Genomic DNA, 21,922 nt, shown 5'->3' with positions numbered 1-21,922 from the left:
ACCGCCCGCCATACCGTCAGGAGCTGGGCACATGACCATCGGGACCCACCTGAGCGAGCTCGGCGGCCTGCCCGCCTTCGACTTCCCGGGGCCCAAGGACACCCGTGCGCTGCCCGAGCCGGGGGACGTGGCCTGGCGGATCTCGGTGGCGACGTACGACGCCGAGGAGGAGTGGGCGCAGGCCTTCGGCCGGTTCACCGAGTCCGTGGACACCCGGCAGGTACGGGCCCTGATCGTGGGCGGCTGGTCCGATGCGTACGAGGCCTCCAGCGCCGGGATCGTCGAGGCGCTGGTCGAAGCCGCTCCGAAGTTCCCCGCTCTGCGGGCGCTGTTCGTCGGTGACATCACCTTCGAGGAGTGCGAGATCTCCTGGATCCAGCAGTCGGACGTGGGTCCGCTGCTGCCGGCGTATCCCGCGCTGGAGGAGTTCGGAGTGCGCGGCGGCGAAGGCCTGGTCTTCCCGCCCGTGGCGCACGCGGCGCTGCGCGTGCTGCGCCTGGAGGCCGGCGGACTCCCGAAGGAGGCGGTGGCCGGGGTCGCGCGGAGCGAGTTCCCCGCCCTCACCGAACTCGACCTGTGGCTGGGCACCCCCGATTACGGCGGGGATGCCGAAGTCGGCGACCTGGAGCCGTTCCTGAGCGGCGAGCGGCTGCCCGCACTGCGCCGGCTCGCGCTGCGCAACAGCGCGATCCAGGACGCGGTCGCGGCGGCGCTCGCCACCGCTCCGATCGTGGAGCGGCTGGAGGTGCTCGACCTCTCCATGGGCGTCCTGACCGACGCAGGCGCCCGGGCCCTGCTGGCGGGGCGCCCCCTCACCCATCTCACCAAGCTCGACCTGCACCACCACTACGTCGGCTCACCGCTTCGGGAGCGGCTGAGCGCGGCGCTCGCCCCCCACGGCGTGGAGGTGGACCTGAGCGACCCCCAGACCGCGGACGTCGATGACGACGCCGAGTACCGCTACGTCGCGGTCGCGGAGTGACGCGTACGGCTCCCGCGGCCTTCGCCGTCGTCGGCAATCCGGGCAACCGCCGGGTCGCCCTCTTCCAGGAGGCCGTGCGCGCCGCCGGACTGCCCGAACCACGGGTGGTTCCGTGGCGGGACGTGCTGACCGGCCGGGCCGTCTTCCGTGCGGGCGAGAACGTGCGGATCGACTCCCCCGGCGAGGACCCCGAGGTGGAGGGGCTGCTGCGCGGGACCGCCGACACCACCCGGGTCGAGGGCACGGGGCTCTGGTACCGCCGGTTCACCGAGGTGGTGCACACGGTGGCGCAGGGGGTGCGGTCGGCCGGCGGCACGCTGACGAGCGACCCCGACGACCTCGGAGTGCTGTTCGACAAGCGGCTCTGCCACGGGGTGCTGGCGGCCGCCGGGATTCCCGTACCGGCCTCCCCGACCTCGGGACCGGACGCCGTCCGCACCCCGGTGCGCGGCTGGGAGGAGGTCCGGGGGGTGCTCGAACTCCCCGGCTACCGGCGGGCGTTCGTGAAGCTCGCGCACGGCTCCTCGGCCTCCGGGGTGCTCGCGGTGGAGACGGGCGCGGGCGGCCGGATCCGCGCCACGACCTCCGTGGAACGGGCCCCTTCGGGAGCACTCCACAACTCGCTGCGCCTGCGGAGGTACGAGGACGAGCGGGTGATCGGCGCCATCGTCGACGCCCTGGCCCCCGACGGCCTGCACATCGAGCGGTGGCTGCCGAAGGCTTCCCAGCAGGGGCGCTCGGCCGATCTGCGGGTGGTCGTCATCGCCGGCCGGGCCACCCACGCCGTGGTCCGCACGGCCGCCGGTCCGCTCACGAACCTGCACCTCGGCGGTGCCCGCGGCGATCTCGACGCGGCCGTGGCCGCCGTGACGGCGGCGGGCGGCCACTGGGAGACGGACGCGCTCGCCGTCTGCGAACGGGCGGCCGCCGCCTTCCCGCGCACCCTGTGCGTCGGGGTCGATCTGCTGCCCGCCCTCGGCTGGCGGGGCTTCGCCGTGGGCGAGGTCAACGCCTTCGGGGACCTGCTGCCCCGGCTGACGGGACTGCCCGGCTCGCCCGCCGAAGGCCTGGACACCTATGCGGCCCAAGTGGCCGCCGTACGACAGGAACCGCATGCACGCGCCCCCGTCCACCCCTGACATGAACGAGGTCGTCGGCCGCGACGACCTGCTGCTCGTCACCCTCGACACGCTGCGCCACGACGTGGCCGCGCGTCTTGCCGCCGAGGGGCGGATCCCGAACCTGGCCGCGCACCTGCCCGGCGGGGCGTGGGAGCGGCGGCACGCGCCGGGGAGTTTCACCTACGCCTCCCACCAGGCCATGTTCGCGGGCTTCCTGCCCACTCCCGACGGGCCGGGCCCGCATCCGCGGCTGTTCGCCGCCCGCTTCCCGGGCAGTGAGACCACGGCCGGGCGCACCTGGGTCTTCGACACCCCGGACCTGGTGTCGGGGCTGGCCGGGGCGGGCTACCGGACCGTGTGCGTGGGGGGCGTCGGCTTCTTCAACAAGGCGGCCGCGCTGGGCTCCGTACTGCCCGGGATGTTCCAGGAGTCGCACTGGGAACCGGAGTTCGGGGTGGCGTCACCCACCTCCTTCGAGGCCCAGGTGTCCCGCGTCGAGCGAGTGGTGGCCGAACTGCCTCACGACCGGCGGCTGTTCCTCTTCCTGAACGTGTCGGCGATGCACCAGCCCAACTGGTTCCACTCCCCCGGGGCGACCGCGGCGGACGGCGACTCCCGGGAGACGCACGCGGCCGCGCTGGAGTACGTCGACCGGCACATCGGACGGCTCTTCGCCGCGATGCGATCACGGCGCCGCTGTTTCGCGATCGTCTGCTCCGACCACGGGACCACGTACGGGGAGGACGGGTACACGGGGCACCGGCTCGCCCACGAGGCGGTCTGGACGATCCCGTACGCACAGTTCCACCTGAACCACGAGGAGCCCGGCCCCCGATGATCCCCATGACCGCGATATCCCCGATGCCCCCGATGACTCCGATGACTCCTGTGAACAGCCCGACCCCTTACGAGAATTACGTCTACGCCTACCCGCACAAGACGGCGTACCGCCCCCTGCCCGAGCGGCCGGAACTGAGCGCACTGTGGGCCGAGCAGCCCAAGGACGCCCTCTCGCTCTACCTCCACGTCCCCTTCTGCGAGGTGCGCTGCGGGTTCTGCAACCTCTTCACCCGGATCGGTGCGCCGGAGGGACTGACCACGGCCTACCTCGACGCGCTGGAGCGGCAAGCCCGTTCGGTGCGGAATGCGTTGGGCGACGCGGAGCCCGTGCGGTTCGCGGCGGCGGCCTTCGGCGGCGGGACCCCGACCTTCCTGACGGCGTCCGAGCTGGAGCGGCTCTGCGACATCGCGGAGAAGACCGCGGGCGCCGACCTGCGGGCGGTGCCGCTGTCGGTGGAGGCCTCGCCGGCCACGGCCACGGCGGACCGGCTCGCCGTACTGGCCGACCGGGGAACGACCCGGCTCAGCCTGGGCGTACAGAGCTTCGTGCCCGCCGAGGCCCGCTCCGCCGTGCGTCCGCAGAAGCGGGCGGAGGTGGAGGCGGCCCTGTCGAGGATCCGGGACGCGGCGATACCGGTCCTGAACATCGACTTGATCTACGGCATCGACGGGCAGACGGAGGAGAGCTGGCGCCTCTCGCTGGACGCGGCCCTCGCCTGGCGCCCCGAGGAGCTCTACCTCTACCCGCTGTACGTGCGCCCCCTGACGGGCCTGGGGCGCAGGCCGGGCGAGTCCACGGCCGCCGGGTGGGACGAGCAGCGGCTGCGGCTGTACCGGGCCGGGCGGGACCACCTGCTGGCCGCCGGGTACGAGCAGGTGTCGATGCGGATGTTCCGCCGGGCCGACGCGCCCGCGGTGGGCCCGGAGGACCACGCCTGTCAGACCGACGGCATGATCGGTCTCGGCTGCGGGGCCCGCTCCTACACGGCCGGGCTGCACTACTCCTTCGACTACGCGGTCGGCATGAGCGAGATCCGCGGCATCATCGACGACTACGTGAGCCGCCCGGAGGAGGACTTCGCGCGGGCCGAGCACGGCCGGTGGATCGACGGGCAGGAGGCCCGGCGCAGGCACCTCCTGCAGTCCCTCCTCCAGGCGCGCGGGATGCCGGTGGGCGAGTACCGGGAGCGGTTCGGGAGCGGTCCGTGGGAGGACTTCCCGGCGGAGCTGTCGGCCTTCGCGGAGCGCGGCTGGCTCGTGGACGACCCGGAGCTGCTGCGGCTTTCCCCGGAGGGTCTGGCGCACTCGGACGCGGCGGGCCCGGCACTGTTCTCGGCGGACGTACGGGCCACGATGGCCGCGTACGCGCGCAAGTGACCGGGGCCGGGGCCGGCGCCGGGGCGGCGAGAGGGGCGGCGAGCGGGGCCCCGATGGACCTGACCGTGCTCTACCGGGGCCCGCTGTCCTCCTGCGACTACGACTGCCCCTACTGCCCGTTCGCCAAGCGGCGCGACAGCCGGGAGCTGCTGACGGCAGACCGGGCCGCCCTGGAACGGTTCACCGGCTGGGCCGCCGGGAACACCGGCGACCGGCTGTCCGTCCTGTTCACCCCGTGGGGCGAGGGATTGGTCCGCTCCTGGTACCGGCGCGCCCTGGTGGAGCTGTCGCACCTGCCGCACGTGCGCCGGGTCGCGATCCAGACCAACCTGAGCGGCCGCACCGGCTGGACCGCCGAGGCCGACCGGGACACGCTCGCGCTGTGGTGCACGTACCACCCGGGGCAGACCCCGTACGACCGCTTCCTGGGCAAGTGCCGGGAACTGACCGCCGCCGGGGTGCGGTTCAGCGTGGGCGTGGTCGGCCTGCCCGAACACCTCGCGGAGGCCCGCCGGCTGCGCGCCGCGCTGCCGCCCGAGGTGTACCTGTGGGTCAACGCGGCCGAGGGGCACACGTACACCGATCCGGAAGCGGACGACTGGACCGCCCTGGACCCGCTCTTCCCCTTCAGCCGCCACCCGCACCGCTCGGCGGGCCTGCCCTGCCGCACGGGCGCCTCGGTGATCTCGGTGGACGGCGCCGGCACGGTCCGCCGCTGCCACTTCGTCAAGGCGGAGCTGGGCAACCTCTACGACGGCTCCTACCGGGCCGCCCTGCGCCCGCGCGCCTGCCCCCTCGCGGTCTGCGAGTGCCACATCGGCTACGTCCACTTGGAGACGCTCCCGCTCTACGACGTCTTCGCGGGCGGCGTCCTGGAGCGGATCCCCGCCCTCCCCTGACACGGGAGGGCGGCGGGTGGGCAAAGCGGAGGGAAATTTACCCGCGGTCACATGCGGTTATCGCACACGGTGATCGCGCAGCGTTTACACGGCGTTCATGACGCGCAGGGCGGCCGGCCCGCCGCCGGACGACGAAATCCGCAGGTGAACAGGTCTTGACCTGCGGATCTCTCGGATATTCCATTCGGCCCGGGAGCCACCGAACCAGACGTGCCCACCACCGCCTCGGAGGCGATACCGCTCCCGCGCTCACTCACCGCATCTGCCGATCGGAACACCGCACCGATGTCTGACACGATCAGCGCCCCTCAGGCCCTCTCCCCCGCCACCGGTCCCGTGCCCCAGAAGCTCAAGCGTTCCATCGGGGTCGTCGGCGGAACCCTGCTCACCCTCTCGTGCGTGACGCCGGCCTCGACCCTCTTCGTCGTGGTCCCGGACCTCTTCTCCAGCCTCGGCACCTGGACCGCGCTCACCATCGCCATCGGCTCCCTGCTCTGCATCGGGGTCGCGTTCTGCTACTCGGAGCTGGGCACCCTCATCCCCAGCGCCGGCGGCGAATACGCGATGGTGTCCACCCTGTCCGGCCGGCTCGCGGGCTGGCTGGTCTTCGTCCTGTCCCTGCTGGTCGTGATGATCGTGCCGCCCGTGATCGCCATGGGCACCGCCGACTACCTAGCCCCCGTCGTCGACGTACCGGCCCCGGCCGCCGGCGCCGCCGTGATGCTGCTCGCCACCCTCGCCGGCCTCCTCGACCTGCGGGCCAACGCCTGGATCACCGGCATCTTCCTCGTCCTGGAGGTCGTGGCCGCCGGGCTCGTCGCCGTACTCGGCTTCGCCCACAGCGAGCGGGGCGCCGGCGCCCTCGTGCACGGCACCGTGGCGGCGGAGGGCGGCGGTACCTCCACCGTCACCGCGATGATGGTCGTCTCCGGGCTCGCCATCGCCCTCTTCGTCACCCAGGGGTTCTCCACGGCCGTCTACCTCTCGGAGGAGCTGGAGAACCCGCGCCGCAACGTCCCGCGGACCGTGCTCGCCACCCTCGCCATCTCCGCCGCCGTCATCCTGGTGCCCGTCATCGCCATCACCCTGGGCGCTCCCGACCTGGCGGCCCTCACCTCCGGCGACCTCGGCACCATGGTGACCGCCTGGTCCAACTCGGCCGTCGGCACCTTCGTCAGCCTCTGCGTGGCCCTCGCCATCGTCAACGCCGGCATCGTCATGGTCATCCAGAACTCCCGGGTGCTGTTCGCCTCCGCCCGCGACAAGGCCTGGCCCGCGCCCGTCAACTCCGCGCTCTCGCGGCTCGGCCGGTTCGGCTCCCCGTGGGTGGCCACCCTGCTCGTCGGCATCCCCGGCGCCGCGATGTGCTTCGTCAACCTGGACACCCTCTACGGGGTCACCGGCGTCTCGGTGACCGGCATGTACCTGCTGGTCGCCGTGGCCGCGCTGTCCAGCCGCCGCGGGGCGCACCGCGAAAGCGCCGCCTGGCGGATGCCGCTGTGGCCCGCCGTCCCGGTCGTGCTGATCCTGGTGTTCGCGTACATCCTCACCCAGCAGGAGACCCAGTACCTGCTGTGGACCGGCGGGATCACCGCCGTCGCCACCCTGTACTGGGCGCTGTACCTGCGGCCGCGCCAGGACACCCGCTGGCTGGTCACCATCCCGGTCGACGAGGACGACCCGGCGTCGGCTGCGGCTGCGGCCGGCTCCGTGTAGCAGTCGAACGGTAGAGGTGCGGGGCCACGGGTTCGTATCCCGTGGCCCCGCACCCTTTTCACCCGCGGCCCGCACCCCTTTCGTCGTCCGTCCGGCGCCGAGCGGCTTGCCGCCGTCCCGCATGCTGGAACGGGTGACTCGCCCGGTCCGCCCCTTCGTCTATGCTCCGCGCCATGGCCGTCACCCAGCGCCTCCTGTCGCGCTCCTGTTGTCCCAGCTGACGCCTGCCTTCCGAGCCGCCCGCCCCGCGCCGCGCCGATGACCCCGGCGCCCCGGCGCGCGCCCGCGGTCCCGCCGCATCCCCGGTACGTCGCGCATCCGCACCCGGCCCGCCGGTCCTCACCTCTCGAAGGCGCCCGTTCGCCATGAGCAGCAGCCCCGCCCTCCTCGACGTCAGCCAGGCCCACGCCCGTCAGACCGAATTCCGCATCGTCGATGTGCGCACCCCGGGCGAGTACGCCTCCGGCCACCTCCCCGGCGCGCTGAACATCCCGCTCGACCGGATCGGCCGCTCCCTGCCCGAGCTTCGGCAGGCCGCCGAGGAGCACGAGCTGCTGCTGGTGTGCGCCTCGGGAACCCGCTCGGAGAACGCGGCCCGGACCCTGGCCGGGCACGGCATCCCGGCCACCAGCCTGACCGGCGGCACCACCTCCTGGTCGGCGCACGGGCACCCGCTGGACTACCCGGCACAGGGGCCCCGCCGGGTCTGGGCCATGGAGCGTCAGGTCCGGTTCACCGCGGGCGCGATCGTCCTCCTCGGTCTGCTGCTCGGTCTGCTGGTGCACCCGGCCTTCGAGCTGCTCAGCGCCGGGATCGCGGCCGGGCTGGTCTTCTCCGCCCTCACCGGCACGTGCGGCATGGCCGTGGTGCTCGGCACACTGCCGTTCAACCGCCGCCGGTAGTCTCCGAGATCCCTCCACCGCCCGGAATGCGGGACGATTTCGTCCATCATCCGGACCCCGCTTGTCGATACCGCCCGGACACCGACAGGATGCACCCATGGCCCCCGTACTCGTATCGCGTCGTCACGTAGATCTGCTGCGTGTGTCGACCATGCTCTGTCGGGCTGCCGTCCCCCGTACGCACGGCTGTTGATCTCACCGGTCCGCCGTATCTGACTCCGTACGGATGAGTCCGCGCCTCCCGGCGCACCCTTCACCGCGCTCTTCACCGCGCCGTTCGCGGCGGCCGTAGCCCTGGCCACAGGGCCGTCCCGGCCACGCCTCCGGTCGCGCGGACTCCCGCGTTCCTGCCCGCACTTCCCCGTACACGTGTCACTGCCGCCCCGCATCCCGATCCTCGCGCGGCGGTGCGCGTCACGCTGCTCCGACGAGGTTTCGCCATGCCCGAGAATCCGCTCCTGCTGCACTGGTTCCTGCCCACCGGCGGGGACGGCCGCGACCCCGGCGGGGTCACCGCCGTCCAGGGACGCAGCCGTACGGCCACCCGCCGGCCCGCAGACGTTCCGTACCTCGCGCAGGTCGCGCGCGCCGCCGAACAGGCCGGATTCCATTCGCTGTTGACCCCGGTGGGACTGGGCTGCGTGGATCCGTGGATCCTGACGGCAGCGCTCGCGCAGCACACCAGCCGGATCGGCTTCCTCGTGGCGTTCCGCGCGGGGTTCGCGAGCCCGACGCTGATCGCCCAACAGGCGGACGCCTTCCGCCGGTTCGCCGGTGGGCGGCTCGGGCTGAACGTGGTGACGGGCGGCGATCCCGCCGAGCAGCGCGCCTACGGGGACCGGCTGGCGCACGACGAGCGCTACGCCCGCACCGGCGAGGTGATGGCCGTGCTGCGGGACCTCCTGGACGGGAAGTCCGTGGACCACGAAGGCACCCACCTGCACATCGAGGGGGCCCGGCTCACCGACCCGGAGCTGCGCCACCCGGTCCCGCTGTACTTCGGCGGGGCCTCGCCCGCCGCCGAGGAGGTCGCCGCCCGGCAGGCCGACGTACAACTGCTGTGGGGCGAGCCGCCGTCGGCGATCGCCGCGCGGATCGGCCGGCTGCGCGAGCGGGCCCGTGCGGCGGGCCGCACGGTCCGCTTCGGGCTGCGGCTGCACGTCATCAGCCGGGACTCCGCGGCCGAGGCCTGGGCGGAGGCCGACCGGATCCTCGCCGGGCTGGATCCGGCGGCGGTCCGGGCGAGCCAGGAGCGGTTCGCCGCCATGGACTCCACGGGGCAGGCCCGGATGGCGGCCCTGCACGGCGGGGTCGCGGACGCCGAACGGCTGACGGTGGCGCCGAACCTGTGGGCGGGCATCGGGCTGGTCCGCGAGGGCGCCGGGACGGCGCTGGTCGGCTCGCACGACGAGGTCGCGGCGCGGCTGGCGGAGTACCGGGCCCTGGGGGTCGACGAGTTCATCCTGTCGGGCTATCCGCATCTCGAAGAGGCCTACCGGGTGGGCGAAGAGGTCGCCCCGCGCCTGCGCGCCCTGACCGGGGCGGCGGCCGCATGACCGCGCTCACCACCGAGGTCCGACCCCAACCGGCCCCGCCCGGCGCCCCGTCGGACCCGTCACCGCAGCGGTCCCGCGCCCGGGTCCGGGAGGCACTGCGCTGGACCGCGCTGCGCCTCCTCGCCCTGGCCGTGCTGCTCGCCGCCTGGCAGGCGGCGGTGGCGGCCGAGCTGTGGCCGAGGGTGCTGGTGCCCTCGCCCGGTGAAGTGTGGAGGCAGTTCCTGCTGGCGTCCACCACGCACGACGGCGTCCGCGGCTACGGCGGCCACCTGCTGGTCGAACACCTCGGGGTGAGTCTGGGCCGCATCGGCACCGGCTCCGCGTACGCCGTGCTGGTCGGGGTGCCCCTGGGCCTGCTGATCGGCACCGTCCGGCCGATCGCGGTGGTGCTGGAGCCGGCCGTGACCTTCCTGCGCACCCTGCCGCCGCTCGCGTACCTCTCCCTGCTCGTCATCTGGTTCGGCATCGACGAGGCCCCGAAGATCTGGCTGCTGGTGATCGCCGCTCTGCCTCCGATCGCCGCGGCCACGGCGGCGGCGGTCCGGACCGTGCCCGCCGAACTCATCGAAGCGGCCCGGGCCTTGGGTTCCGGTCCGGCATCCCTGCTGCTGTCGGTGCGACTGCCCTCCGCGCTGCCCGAGATCCTCACCGGCATCCGGATCGCCGTCGGGGTCGCGTACACCTCGGTCGTGGCGGCCGAGACCATCAACGGCGTGCCCGGCATCGGCGGCATGATCCGCGACGCCCAGCGCTACAACCAGACGGCCCTGGTGATCGCCGGCATCCTCGCCATCGGACTGTCCGGGATCGTGCTCGACGCCCTGCTCCGGGGGATCGAGCGGTTCGCCGTCCCCTGGCGCGGCCGCAGCTGACCGCCCTGCCCCCCATTACCGTTTTGCTTGCCCCGCAACGGGGCGCCCGGCCTCCGGAGTTGGCATGACTTTCTCCCCCTGTCGATCTCATGTCTTGGGGGGTGGTGTCACCGGCTCCGGAGGCATCGACAGACCGCTGATTAGGGGCATGACCACCGACTTCTTCGCAGGTCGGGAGGCTCTTCGTAATGTGGATGTGGCGATCGGTGCCGTGGGACGGCCGGGCGAAGAGGACGACCGGAGGACGCGTGTGATCGACATCAGCGGCATCGGCGCCTTCCTCGGCCTGGACGTCGGCAAGGGCGAACACCACGCCACCGCCGTCACGCCGGCCGGGAAGAAGGCCTTCGACAAACGGCTGCCCAACAGCGAACCCAAGCTCCGCGAGGTTTTCGGGAAACTGCAGGCCAAGCACGGGACCGTGCTCGTCGTGGTCGACCAGCCGGCCTCCATCGGAGCCCTGCCGCTCGCGGTCGCAAGGGACATGGGCTGCCCGGTCGCCTATCTGCCCGGACTGACGATGAGGCGGATCGCCGATCTCTATCCCGGCGAGGCCAAGACCGATGCCCGCGACGCGTTCGTCATCGCGGACGCGGCCCGCGTCATGCCTCACACGCTCCGTTCGGTGGACCTCGAGGACGAGACCATCGCCGAGCTGGAGATGATCGTCGGATTCGACGACGATCTGGCCGGTGAGGCAACCCGGATCAGCAACCGGCTGCGGGGCCTGCTCACGCAGATCCACCCGTCTCTGGAACGGATCCTGGGCCCGCGCATCCAGCACCCGGCCGTGCTCAGGCTCCTCGACCAGTTCGGTTCCCCGGCACAGATCCGCAAGGCCGGACGCCGCCGGCTCGTGACCTTGATACGCCCGAAGGCACCGCGGATGGCAGAGCGGCTGATCGAGGACATCTTCACCGCCCTGAACGAACAGACCGTCGTCGTGCCCGGCACGGACGCGGCCGCACTGATCGTCCCGAGCCTCGCCGGCTCGCTCCAAGCGGTGCTTGACCAGCGCAAACTCATCGCCGCCCGGATCGAGGAACTGCTGCAGAACCACCCTCTTTCCAAGGTCCTGACGTCCATGCCGGGGATCGGCGTCAGGACCGGAGCCCGCATCCTCATCGACGTCGGCGACGGATCCAGCTTCCCGTCCGCCGCCCACCTCGCCGCCTATGCCGGGCTCGCCCCGGCGACCCGCAGTTCAGGGTCCTCGATCCGCGGCGAACAACCGTCCCGGAGAGGAAACAAGCAGCTCAAACGGGCCTTCTTCCTCTCCGCGTTCGCCGCCTTGGCCGACCCGGTCTCCCGGGCCTACTACGACAAGAAGATCAGCCAGGGCAAACACCACACCCAAGCCCTCCTCTGCCTCGCCAGACGACGAGCCGACGTCCTCTTCGCGATGCTCCGAGACGGCACCTTCTACGAACCCCAACCCGCCCCATCAGCTTGACCAAACCCATAGGGGCACCCCCCCCCGTTCCTCCCCCAACACCCCTTCTCCCTCACTCCTGGAGTTCCGTCATGCCCAAAAACGCATCCCGCCGCACCCTGCTGCTGGCCGCCGCCGTCGCCCTGACCGCCTCCCTCACCGTGGCCTGCGGGGCGGACGGGGACGGGTCGGCGGCCGGGCCGGGGCGGACGACCGTACGGATCGCCTACCAGGCGATACCCAACGCCGACCTGATCGTGAAGAACCAGCGGCTGCTGGAGCAGGCCCTGCCCGAAGCCGACGTGAAGTGGGTGAAGTTCGAGTCCGGCGGCGACGTCAACACCGCCGTGATCGCCGGTTCGGTGGACCTGGGCCTGGCCGGTTCGAGCCCCGTCACCAAGGGCCTGTCGGCCCCGCTGAACATCCCGTACAAGGTGGTCTGGATCCACGACCTGATCGGTGACAACGAGGCGCTGGTCGCCAAGTCGGGGATCGGCTCGGTCAAGGACCTGGCCGGGAAGAAGGTGGCCACGCCCTTCGGCTCCACCGCCCACTATTCGCTGCTCGCCGCGCTGAAGGCCGCCGGGGTGGACGCGGCGGCCGTGCAGACCATCGACCTCCAGCCGCAGGACGCCCTGGCCGCCTGGAAGCGCGGGGACATCGACGCGGCGTACGTGTGGACGCCGACGCTGAGCGAGCTGACCAAGGACGGGAAGGTGCTGATCACGAGCCGGCAGCTCGCGGAGCAGGGCAAGCCCACCGCCGACCTGGGTGTGGTGACGACCGCGTTCGCGGCCAAGCACCCCGAGGTGGTCACGGCCTGGATCAAGGCACAGGACCAGGCCGTCGGGCAGGCCCGTACCGCTCCCGACCAGGCCGCGAAGTCCATCGGGGCGGAGCTCGGGCTGCCGGCGGAGGAGGCCAAGCGCCAGCTCTCGGAGCTGGTGCTGCTGAGCGCGAAGGAGCAGACCGGCCCCGACTACCTCGGCACGCCCGGCGCCCCCGGGAAGCTGGCGGCGACCCTGCACGACGCGGCCGTCTTCCTGAAGGAGCAGAAGAAGGTGGACGCCGTTCCGGACGAGGCCGCCTTCGGCCGGGCCCTCGCGGTGGAGGAGCTCGGCCGTGCCGCGAACTGACCCCGCCGTCGGCGCCGGCACCGCCCTCGGCACCGCCGGCGATCCCGATGCCGTCGATGACGATCTCGCCGTGGACCTCTCCGGGGTGTCGGTGCGCTACGGATCCGCGAAGCAGCCCGTGACGGTGCTCGACGCGGTGGACCTACGGGTCCGCGCGGGCGAGTTCGTCGTCCTCGTCGGCCCCTCCGGCTGCGGCAAGACCACCCTGCTGCGGGTGATCGCCGGCTTCGCCCGCCCGGCTTCGGGCACCGCCCTGGTCCGGGGCTCCGCCCCGCGCCCCGGGCGGGGTGCGGGGGTGGTGTTCCAGCAGCCGAGGCTGTTCCCGTGGCGGACCGTCGGCGGGAACCTCGGCTTCGCGCTGGCCCGCCACGGGGTGCCGCGGTCGCGCCGGCCCGGCCGGATCGCCGAGCTGCTGGACCGGGTGGGTCTGCCCGGCATGGGCGGCCGCCGCACCTGGGAGCTGTCCGGCGGCCAGCAGCAGCGGGTGGCGCTGGCCCGCGCCCTGGCGGCGGAGCCCGAACTGCTGCTGATGGACGAGCCGTTCGCCGCTCTGGACGCGCTGACCAGGGAGCGCCTCCAGGAGGAGGTCCGCTCCCTGGCCGGGCGGCTCGGCACGACGGTGCTGTTCGTGACGCACTCCGTGGAGGAGGCGGTGCTCCTGGGATCCCGCGTCCTGGTGATGGCGGCGGGGCCCGGCGGCGGCCGGGTGGTGGAGGACCTCCCGGTGCCGCTCCCCCGCGACCCGGCCACGGACGTCGCGGGGTTGCGCGCCTCCCCCGAGTTCGCGCGGCTGCGCGGCCGCCTGGCCCGGGCGCTGCGCCCGGACTGACCGGCGCCCCTCAGCCGGACCCCCTCACCCCGCCACGACCGCCGGGCTCGCGCCGCTCAGGGTGAGGGCGGTGTTCACCAGGCCGACGTGGCTGAACGCCTGCGGGAAGTTGCCGAGTTGGCGCCCCGAGACGGGGTCGTACTCCTCGGCGAGTAGTCCCACGTCGTTGCGTACGGCCAGCAGCCGCTCGAAGAGTTCGCGCGCCTCCTCCTCCCGGCCGGTCAGGTACAGGGCGTCGGTCAGCCAGAACGAACAGGCGAGGAACGCTCCTTCGTCGCCGGGCAGGCCGTCCACCGAGAGCCCCTCGGTGCTGTAGCGGCGGACCAGGCCGCTGCGGCCCAGTTCCTCGCGCACCGCGTCGACCGTGCCGATGACGCGGGGGTCGTCCGGGGGCAGGAAGCCGACGCGCGGGATGAGGAGGGTGGCGGCGTCCAGTTCGCGGGAGCCGTAGTACTGGGTGAAGGTGCGCCGCTCCGCGTCGTAGGCGTTCTCGCAGACGTCGCGGTGCACCGCCTCCCTCATGGCGCGCCAGCGGTGCACGTCGCCGGGGATCTTGGGGTTGAGCTCCAGGGTGCGCACGGCCCGGTCGGCGGCCACCCACGCCATCACCTTGGAGTGCGTGAAGTGGCGGCGCGGGCCGCGCACTTCCCACAGACCCTCGTCGGGGCGGTGCCAGTTCTGTTCCAGGAAGTCCAGGAGCGCGAGCTGGATCTTCCAGGAGTGCCACTCGGCGGGGAGGCCGGCGGAGCGGGCCACGTAGAGGGAGTCGAGGACCTCTCCGTACACGTCGAGCTGCAGCTGGTCGACGGCCGCGTTGCCGACCCGGACCGGCGCGGAGCCCGCGTACCCCTTCAGCCAGGGCAGCTCGCTCTCCGGGATGCGGCGCTCACCGCCGATCCCGTACATGATCTGCAGGTCGGCCGGGTCGCCCGCGACGGCCCGCAGCAGCCACTCCCGCCAGGCGCGGGCCTCGTCGAGGTACCCGGTGGCCACCAGCGAGCCGAGGGTGAGGGTGGAGTCGCGCAGCCAGCAGTAGCGGTAGTCCCAGTTGCGGACGCCGCCGAGCTCCTCCGGCAGGGAGGTGGTCGCGGCCGCGGCGATTCCGCCGGTCGGGGCGTAGGTGAGGGCCTTGAGGGTGATCAGGGAGCGGACGACCGCTTCCCGGTAGGGGCCCTCGTAGGTGCACCGGCCGGTCCACTCCCGCCAGTCGGCGAGGCTCTGTTCCAGGGCGGCGTACGGGTCCAGGGGCTCGGGGCGCGGTTCGTGCGAGGGGTGCCAGGTGAGCACGAAGGCGACGCGCTCGCCGGGGGCGACGGTGAACTCGGAGCGGGTGCTCATGCCCTCGCCCCACGTGTGCACGGAAGGTTCGCTGCGCAGCCACGCGGCGTCGGGTCCGGCGACGGCGACCCGGTCGCCCTCGCGGTTGCCGCCGCGCCGGACCCAGGGCACGACGTGCCCGTAGTCGAAGCGCAGGCGCAGGGTGCTGCTCACGGTCGATTCGCCGGTGAGGCCTTCGACGATCCGCATCAGGTCGGGTGCGGTGTCGCGCTGCGGCATGAAGTCGATGACCTTGAACGAGGCGCCGTCCTCGGTCTCCCAGAAGGATTCCAGGATGAGCGTGCCGTCCACGTAGGCGCGGCGGGCGCAGCGCGCGGAATCGGGGGCGGCGGCCGGGGCGATGCGCCAGTGGCCGTTCTCCTCGTCGCCGAGGAGGGCGGCGAAACAGGCGGCCGAGTCGAAGCGCGGCAGGCACAGCCAGTCGATGGACCCGTCGCGGCCGACCAGCCCACTGGTCATCAGGTCGCCGATGAGTGCGTAGTCTTCGATGGGTTGTGTCATTTAGGGCACTTTCCCCCCAATGCCAGCACTCAATCAGCCCGTACGGGTCCCCGCGCGGAGCCGCCCCCGGGGCGGCCCGGCCGGGCGGCCCGGCCGGGCGGCTCAGCGGGACGGCTCAGCGGGACGGCCCGGCCGCCCGGCTCAGTTCCGTACGAGGAGCAGCGCGCCCGCGGTCACGACGCCGAGGCCGACCGCGAGGGCTCCGTGGGCGAGGCGGTGGCCGCGCAGGACGGGCAGGAAGCGGTCGGCGGCGTACCGGCCGGGGCCGGTGAGCGCGAGGGCGGCGGCGCCGGCGGTGAGCAGGAGCTCGTACTCGATGCCCTGCGGGGCGAAGAAGGAGCCGGCGCCGTGCACGGCGATGGCGTTGATCATGGTGCCGACCAGTGCGGCGCCCGCCAGCGGGGTGAGCAGCCCGAGGACGAGGCCGAGTCCGCCGAGGGTCTCGGTGAGTCCGGCGAGGACGGCCATGGCGTCGCCCGCCGGGTAGCCGCTGGCGGTGAAGAACTGGCCGGTGCCGCTGATGCCGCCGCCGCCGAACCAGCCGAAGAGCTTCTGGGCGCCGTGGGCGGCCATGGTCAGGCCGAGGACCACGCGCAGGAGGAGCAGGCCGACGTCGTGGGCGGGGGTGGACGGGGCCGGGGCGCCGGCAGGGGTGGCGGGGATCGCGGCCGGCTCGCCGGTCCGCGGCTTGGGCGTGGTCGCGGAGGGGCTGGTCATGGGGCTGCTCATCGGGGGTCCTTCCGGTCGGGCGGCCCGAGGGCGGGTTGCCCGTGTCGGGTTGTTCAAATTCGAACCACTGTCTCGACCCTAGCCCCGCATCCGCCGCTGATTCAAATTGGAACGCCCCGTGTAGCCTGGATCCATGGCTGAGACGAAATGGCTGGACGACCGCGAAATGCGGGCCTGGGAGGGATTCCTGGCCGCTTCCGCCCTGGTCAACCGCCGCCTCGACCAGCAGCTCAAGGACGACTCCGGGCTCTCCCACCCGCAGTACGAGATCCTCGTACGGCTCGCCAGGGCGCCGGAGGGCGAACTGCGGATGACGGAACTGGCCAACGGGCTCGTCAACTCCAAGAGCGGCCTGACCTACCAGGTCACCCAGATGGAGAAGGCGGGCCTCGTGCGCCGCCGCACCTGCCCCTCCGACGTCCGGGGGATTTACGCCGTCCTCACCGAGGCGGGCCGCGCCCGCCTGACGGAGGCCGCGCCGGGGCACGTGAGCACGGTCCGGGAGGTACTGGTGGACGTCCTCACCCCCGAACAGCTCGACACCCTCGCCGACGGGCTCGGCGAGGTCAGCCGCCGGCTCCGGACACAGGGCGCCTGATGGACGCGACGACCGTCTGGCTCATCGTGGCGGCGGTGGTGGCGGCCGGCCTGGCGGTCACCGCAGCCGTACTGCTCGTACGGGTCTTCGCGGCCCGCCGGCTCCTGCGCGACGCGGGCATCCCCCTGCGCGACAAGGCCCTGTTCTGGGCCGCCGTGGCGTACACGATCTCCCCCGTGGACCTGATCCCGGACCCGGTCTACCTGGACGACATCGGCATCCTGCTGCTGGCCCTGCGCTCGCTCCACGCGGCGGCCTCCACGGCCCGTCCGCCCAAGGAACTCGACGCGGCGTAGGGCATCCCCGGCCTGCGCACCCGCCGGCTCAGCGGACCCCGCGCGGGCGGAACTGGACGCTGATCCGGGGGCCCACCGGGCGGGCCGTCTTGGGGATGGCGTGTTCCATCGTGCGCTGGCAGGAGCCGCCCATCACCACCAGGTCACCGTGGCCCAGGGGCAGGCGGAGCAGGGTGGGGCCGCCGTCGCGGGGGCGCAGGACCAGGTCGCGGGGGTCACCCACCGAGAGGATCGCGACCATCGTGTCCTCGGTGGCGGAGCGGCCGGTGCGGTCGCCGTGCCAGGCGACGCTGTCGCGGCCGTCACGGTAGAGGCACAGGCCCGCCGTGACGAAGGATTCGCCCAGCTCGGGCGCGTAGTGGCGGCTCAGTACGTCCCGGGCCTCGGCGAGGGCGGGATGCGGCAGCGGGTCGGCCTCGCCGTAGTGGGCCAGCAGGCGCGGGACCGCCACCTCCCGCTCGTACATCTGCCGCCGCTCGGCGTGCCACGGAACGTCGGCCGCGAGCCGCTCGAACAGCGCGTCGGCGCCCGCCAGCCAGCCCGGCAGGTGATCCACCCATGCCCCGGCGCCCAGCTCGGTGCGCCGGGCACCCACCAGCGGGCCGAGCCGGATCTCGTCGCCCTGGTCGAAGAGCGAGCCCTGGAGTGCGTGCATGGGTCAAGGATAACGCGTGAATCGAACATGTGCGCGAGTTCGACGGGCTCGCTCACTTCCGCTTACGAAATGGCCCGAGAGGGTGGGGCACAGGCCCCGCCGACGCCGAGGTCGAGGTCGATGCCGACGAGGCGGTCCGGGGCGGCGGCTACCTGCTGCGCGCCCACGCCCCCTACCCACCCGAAGGAGCAGAGCAGTGATCCGTATCGTGATCACCGATGACGAGGATGTCATCCGCGCGGGACTGAGAACCATCCTCGCCGTCCCGGACGAGATCGAGGTCGTGGGCGAGGCGAGCACGGGCTCCGAGGCCCTGGAGGCCGTCGCGGAACACTCCCCCGACGTCGTCGTACTGGACCTGGCCATGCCCGACGGCCCGGACGGCGCCGAGACCGCCCGGCTGCTCCGCGAGGGGCACCCGGGCCTCGGCATCCTCAACCTGACGACGATCGCGGACGAGGAGCAGGTGGCCCGGGTCTGGCGGGCCGGCGCCGACGGCTACCTGCTGAAGACCGCCTCGGCCGCGGAGATGCGCGAAGCCGTGCACAGCGCGGCCGGACACCGCGCCGTGCTCAGCCCCGACGTGATCTCCACCGTCATGAGCCGGTTCGCCACCCACCACCATCCGGCGCCGACGCCGGAGGTCAAGGCCCGCCTTCGCGACCTCTCCCAGGGCGAACTGCGCTGTGTGGTCGCGCTCGCCGACGGACTCGGCAACCGGGAGATCGCCGAGCGGCTCGGCCTTGCGGAGGGCACGGTCAAGACCCATCTCTCCCGTGCCCTGCACAAGTGCGGCCTCGCCAACCGCACGCAGCTCGCTCTCCTCGCCAACGACCAGCGCGAGTTCCTGGCCGGTCTCCTGCGCTGACGGGCCTCCTGGCGGGCGGCCCGTTCCGCTACTTGAGGTAGGGGCCGGTGGCGCCCACCTTGCCGGGGGCGGCGTTGCTGCCGCCCAGGTCGAGCACGTAGACCCGCAGGTTGCCCTTTCCGGGGGCGGGGACGGACAGGGTGCCGCCGGTGACGGCCTTCACGTCGCCGGTGACCGCGTCCTTGTACGTGCCGTTGGGTACGCCCGTGTACGTGGCGGCGCCCGTGACGGCCACCAGCGCGAAGCTGTCCACTCCGGTGGCGGTGTCGGTGTAGCGGCGCTTGAAGGCCATGCCCCCCGAGACCCCCTCGGTGGAGTACTGGCCCATCTGGAGCGCGGGCACGGCGCGGCGGATCTCGTTCAGCCGCTGGAGGTGTTTGACCAGCGGGGATTCGAGGGTGGCGGCGACCGGCCCGGTGGCGGTGGCCACCTTCGAGAAGCCGGAGGCGGTGACCGATCCCGCGATCTTGTCCCCGTAGTAGGCGCGGCCGGTGCCGGCGAGCGGGCAGGTCGGGCCGCAGTCGATCTGCTTGCCGGCCTGGAACTCGGTCTCGGAGCCGTAGTACAGGGTCGGGATGCCGCGGAAGGTCCACATCAGGGCCATGTTCTCGGCCCAGGCCTCGGTGCCTCCCGCGTAACGGGTGGAGGATTTGCCGGGGCCGAAGTCGTGGCTGTCGACGTAGACGACGTTGTAGGTGGCGTCGTTGTAGCTGTCGTCGGAGTCCTTGCCGTTCTGGAAGGCGTTGTTGGCGTCGCCGAAGTTCATGTGCATGCGCATGTCGATGACGTTCATGCCGGAGAACTTGCTGTGATCGGGTGCGTGGTAGAGGTTGCCGTTCAGGAAGGCGTTGGTGCTGGTCGGCTGCTTGGCCGGGTCGTTGTCGGTCGTGTACTGCTGGACGGCGGCGGTGGCGTCGTCCGCGCTGTACGTCGCGGACTCCTTCCAGGTGTAGTACTGGGCGGACTGGTTGGCCGAGCCGCGGTTCCACTTGTCGTTGACGAAGGAGCCGACCTCGCCGAACACGTAGAAGTCCTGGGCCTTCTGCGCGCCGAACTGCTGGGCCACGCGCTGCTGGATGGCCGGCAGGAAGCGCCGGTTCCAGGTGACGCGGGGGATGTGCACGGCCGTATCGACCCGGAAGCCGTCGACGCCCATGTCGATGTACTTGTTGTAGGCGCCTATGAGGTAGTTCTGGACGGCCGTGTTCTCGGTGTTGAAGTCCGCGAGGTCTTCGTGGATCCAGCAGGAACGGGCGTCCTCACCCTCCCAGTTGCCGATCCAGCACTGGTGGAACAGGGCCTTGGGGAACATGCCCGAGGTGGGGTTGGGCCACTGGCAGTTGTAGATGGTGTAGCCCTCGGCGCTCTTGTACTGCGTGGCCGCACCCCAGTTGACGCAGGTGTTCCCGGCCGGCTCTGCCGTCGACCACAAGTCGCCGTTGTAGTAGGACTTTCCGCTCTTGGGGTCGACGGTGAGGCCGTCGTACTCAAAGCCGGCCTGCTTCTCGTCGTAGTACCAGGACCACTGCGCGTCGCGCACGCCGAAGACGGTGGGGGTGAACAGGCCCTTGGCCCCCCAGCGGGCGCTGTGGTTGTAGACCACGTCCTGGTAGATCTTGACGCCCTTGGCGTGGGCGGCGTTGATCAGGTCCTGGTAGGAGGCGCCCGCCGATTCCAGGCGGGGGTCGACCTTGTAGAAGTCGTAGCCGTGATAGCCGTGGTAGTCGTAGTCGGAGCGGTTCAGCACGACCGGGGTGATCCAGATCGCGGAGAAACCGAGGGCCTTGACGTAGTCCAGCTTCTCGACCAGCCCCTTGAAGTCCCCGCGGAACATCGGGTCGTTGTTGGCGGCGTTCCCGGACTTCACGTCCTGGCTGCCGCCCCGGTTGTTCGCGCTGTCGCCGTCGTTGAAGCGGGCGGTGAGCACGAAGTAGATCGGGTCCTTGCGCGGGTCGCCGCCCAGCGGCGCGGATCCGGCCGGGGCCGGGGGCCGGGTGCCCGTGGTGGCGACGGCCGCGGCGGAGGAGGCGGAGAGGTTCCCGGCGGCGTCCACCGCCTTGACCGTGTAGGTGTAGGCGGTGCGCTCCTCCAGGCCGGATTCGGTGAGGACCGTGGAGGTGACGGACGTGACGACGGTGCCCTTGGTGCCGCCCGAGCGGGTGACCTGGTAGCCGGTCACTCCCCGGTCGTCGGTGGCGGCGTCCCAGGTCACGACGGTGGACACGTCGGTGGCGGAGGCCCGCAGGTTCGCGGGCACGGTGGGCGCGGTCGTGTCGGGGACGACGGCGGCGCACGGATCGGCGGCGTTCGCGGTGACGGTGGTGTTCTTCACCGTGGACAGGCCGGTGCCGAGGGCGTAGTTCCTGCCGTTGTTGTTGTCCCAGGTGCCGTTGCCGTTGTTGAAGGTGGCGGCGAGTCCGGCGGCCGTGCCGAGCGGGACCGTCTTCTTCACCCAGCCCGTGCAGGCCGGGTCCATGCCGGTGCCGGGGGCGGTGGTCCAGGAGCCGCCGGTCGGGGCCCAGTGCAGGTTGACGGTCGGCCAGCCGACCGTCGCCGTCGAGTAGTAGACGGTGGCGCTCGCACCGGTCCCCGTGCCGGTGCCCGGGTCCGCGGCGCACGGGTCGCTGTGGGCCACGACCCCGTCCTTGACGGTGATGACCCCGGTGCCCAGGGCGTAGTTCTTGCCCCCGTTGTTGTCCCAGGTCCCCTGGCCGTTGTTGAAGGTCGCCTGGAGGCCGGCGGCCGCGCCGAGGCTGACGGTCTTCTTCACCCAGTCGGTACAGGCGGCTTCCATCCCGGTGCCGGGTACGGTCGTCCAGCTGCCGCCGTCGGGGGCCCAATGCAGGTTGTATGCGGCCCAGTTGCGGGTCTTGGTGTAGTAGAAGACCGTCGCCGTGCCGTCGCCGGCAGCCGTCGCGGCGGCAGGGGAGGCGGTGGCCGCCTCGGCGAGAGAGGCTCCGGCGGCCGGCAACGCGGCGGCCAGGCACCCGGCGACGGCCAGGGCCAGGGCCGTGGACCGCCCTCTAAGACGTGATCGTGTACGTGATCTCAAGGTCTGCTCCTCGAAGCAGGGCCCAACAGCCCCGCGGCTCCGCGGCATTGAAAACTTGCCGCAAGGTTTTGCGGGGAGGTTATCCACGTGTCACCAGCGCGTGAACCCCTCGTGAAGCAGAAATCTCGCCACGGTGCGCGTCCGGGCAGCCCTAAGGGGCCCTTTATGGCGAGAACTGCCGCAATGGCTTGCAGAAATTTTCACCACGTGAGGGCGGGCGGGC

19 protein-coding genes are annotated in these 21,922 nt (G+C 72.3%); 15 read left to right on the top strand and 4 right to left on the bottom strand.

All coding sequences use genetic code 11. The annotated features are described in order from the left end of the window. Positions 1 to 31 precede the first annotated feature (31 nt). The 12 genes from OHA37_RS34820 (at position 32) to OHA37_RS34765 (ending at position 13,662) form a co-directional block, all read left to right on the top strand. The gene (locus OHA37_RS34820; RefSeq protein WP_266911360.1) at positions 32 to 982 is read left to right on the top strand and encodes an STM4015 family protein; all 951 of its coding nucleotides are present in this window, start codon (positions 32 to 34) and stop codon (positions 980 to 982) included. Beyond that, complete coding sequence (locus OHA37_RS34815; protein ID WP_266911358.1) at positions 979 to 2,121, top strand: STM4014 family protein; 1,143 nt, start codon at positions 979 to 981, stop codon at positions 2,119 to 2,121. Before OHA37_RS34820 ends, OHA37_RS34815 begins: the two co-directional genes overlap by 4 nt. Position 2,122: 1 nt before the next feature. Beyond that, entirely contained in the window at positions 2,123 to 2,941 is an 819-nt protein-coding gene (locus OHA37_RS34810) for an STM4013/SEN3800 family hydrolase (protein WP_266913352.1), read from the top strand. Between the two features lie 41 nt (positions 2,942 to 2,982). Then, positions 2,983 to 4,320 carry an STM4012 family radical SAM protein gene (locus OHA37_RS34805; RefSeq protein ID WP_266911356.1) on the top strand — a complete coding sequence of 446 codons (1,338 nt, stop codon included), beginning with the start codon at positions 2,983 to 2,985 and terminating at the stop codon, positions 4,318 to 4,320. A 53-nt stretch (positions 4,321 to 4,373) separates the two neighbouring features. Next, the gene (locus OHA37_RS34800; protein WP_266911354.1) at positions 4,374 to 5,219 is read left to right on the top strand and encodes an STM4011 family radical SAM protein; all 846 of its coding nucleotides are present in this window, start codon (positions 4,374 to 4,376) and stop codon (positions 5,217 to 5,219) included. A gap of 285 nt (positions 5,220 to 5,504) precedes the next feature. Then, positions 5,505 to 6,935 carry an APC family permease gene (locus OHA37_RS34795; RefSeq protein WP_266911352.1) on the top strand — a complete coding sequence of 477 codons (1,431 nt, stop codon included), beginning with the start codon at positions 5,505 to 5,507 and terminating at the stop codon, positions 6,933 to 6,935. Positions 6,936 to 7,300: 365 nt separating this feature from the next. Beyond that, positions 7,301 to 7,837, top strand: coding sequence for a rhodanese-like domain-containing protein (locus tag OHA37_RS34790; protein WP_266911350.1), 537 nt, complete (start codon positions 7,301 to 7,303; stop codon positions 7,835 to 7,837). Between the two features lie 440 nt (positions 7,838 to 8,277). Beyond that, positions 8,278 to 9,393 (top strand): LLM class flavin-dependent oxidoreductase, encoded by a 1,116-nt coding sequence (locus tag OHA37_RS34785; RefSeq protein WP_266911348.1) that lies wholly within the window; start codon positions 8,278 to 8,280, stop codon positions 9,391 to 9,393. Next, positions 9,390 to 10,265 (top strand): ABC transporter permease, encoded by an 876-nt coding sequence (locus OHA37_RS34780; RefSeq protein ID WP_266911346.1) that lies wholly within the window; start codon positions 9,390 to 9,392, stop codon positions 10,263 to 10,265. Before OHA37_RS34785 ends, OHA37_RS34780 begins: the two co-directional genes overlap by 4 nt. Positions 10,266 to 10,515: 250 nt before the next feature. Next, positions 10,516 to 11,718: an IS110 family transposase gene (locus tag OHA37_RS34775; RefSeq protein ID WP_266912461.1), complete on the top strand. Its 1,203-nt coding sequence runs from the start codon at positions 10,516 to 10,518 to the stop codon at positions 11,716 to 11,718. A 71-nt stretch (positions 11,719 to 11,789) separates the two neighbouring features. Then, on the top strand, positions 11,790 to 12,833 hold the full coding sequence (locus tag OHA37_RS34770; RefSeq protein WP_266911344.1) for a taurine ABC transporter substrate-binding protein: 1,044 nt from the start codon (positions 11,790 to 11,792) through the stop codon (positions 12,831 to 12,833). 70 nt (positions 12,834 to 12,903) lie between these two features. Beyond that, the gene (locus OHA37_RS34765) at positions 12,904 to 13,662 is read left to right on the top strand and encodes an ABC transporter ATP-binding protein (RefSeq protein ID WP_443046347.1); all 759 of its coding nucleotides are present in this window, start codon (positions 12,904 to 12,906) and stop codon (positions 13,660 to 13,662) included. 24 nt (positions 13,663 to 13,686) lie between these two features. On the opposite strand, the gene OHA37_RS34760 is transcribed toward OHA37_RS34765, so the two are convergent. Together OHA37_RS34760 and OHA37_RS34755 are read right to left on the bottom strand one after the other, a co-directional pair. Then, positions 13,687 to 15,501 carry a glycoside hydrolase family 15 protein gene (locus tag OHA37_RS34760; protein ID WP_266911342.1) on the bottom strand — a complete coding sequence of 605 codons (1,815 nt, stop codon included), beginning with the start codon at positions 15,499 to 15,501 and terminating at the stop codon, positions 13,687 to 13,689. Between the two features lie 141 nt (positions 15,502 to 15,642). Further along, entirely contained in the window at positions 15,643 to 16,218 is a 576-nt protein-coding gene (locus OHA37_RS34755; RefSeq protein WP_443046346.1) for a DoxX family protein, read from the bottom strand. 145 nt (positions 16,219 to 16,363) lie between these two features. On the opposite strand from OHA37_RS34755, the gene OHA37_RS34750 reads away from it, so the two are divergent. Next, positions 16,364 to 16,828 (top strand): MarR family winged helix-turn-helix transcriptional regulator, encoded by a 465-nt coding sequence (locus OHA37_RS34750; RefSeq protein ID WP_266911338.1) that lies wholly within the window; start codon positions 16,364 to 16,366, stop codon positions 16,826 to 16,828. After that, a complete protein-coding gene (locus tag OHA37_RS34745; RefSeq protein WP_266911336.1) occupies positions 16,828 to 17,124 on the top strand; it encodes a YkvA family protein in 297 nt (98 codons plus the stop codon). The genes OHA37_RS34750 and OHA37_RS34745 overlap by 1 nt, the downstream gene beginning before the upstream one ends. A 28-nt stretch (positions 17,125 to 17,152) precedes the next feature. Here the strand turns inward: OHA37_RS34745 and OHA37_RS34740 are convergent, their stop codons facing one another. Further along, positions 17,153 to 17,779, bottom strand: a complete 627-nt coding sequence (locus OHA37_RS34740) for an alpha-ketoglutarate-dependent dioxygenase AlkB (RefSeq protein ID WP_266911334.1) — start codon at positions 17,777 to 17,779, stop codon at positions 17,153 to 17,155. A 196-nt stretch (positions 17,780 to 17,975) separates the two neighbouring features. Here OHA37_RS34740 and OHA37_RS34735 point away from each other — a divergent pair, with 196 nt between their 5' ends. After that, a complete protein-coding gene (locus OHA37_RS34735) occupies positions 17,976 to 18,647 on the top strand; it encodes a response regulator (RefSeq protein WP_266911332.1) in 672 nt (223 codons plus the stop codon). Positions 18,648 to 18,675: 28 nt separating this feature from the next. Here OHA37_RS34735 and OHA37_RS34730 read toward each other — a convergent pair whose 3' ends face one another. Next, positions 18,676 to 21,747 carry a carbohydrate binding domain-containing protein gene (locus OHA37_RS34730; RefSeq protein ID WP_266913348.1) on the bottom strand — a complete coding sequence of 1,024 codons (3,072 nt, stop codon included), beginning with the start codon at positions 21,745 to 21,747 and terminating at the stop codon, positions 18,676 to 18,678. Positions 21,748 to 21,922 lie beyond the last annotated feature (175 nt).

The sequence above is a fragment of the Streptomyces sp. NBC_00335 genome (assembly GCF_036127095.1).
Classification (GTDB): Bacteria; Actinomycetota; Actinomycetes; order Streptomycetales; family Streptomycetaceae; genus Streptomyces.
This window is presented reverse-complemented; position numbering and strand designations above follow the sequence as displayed.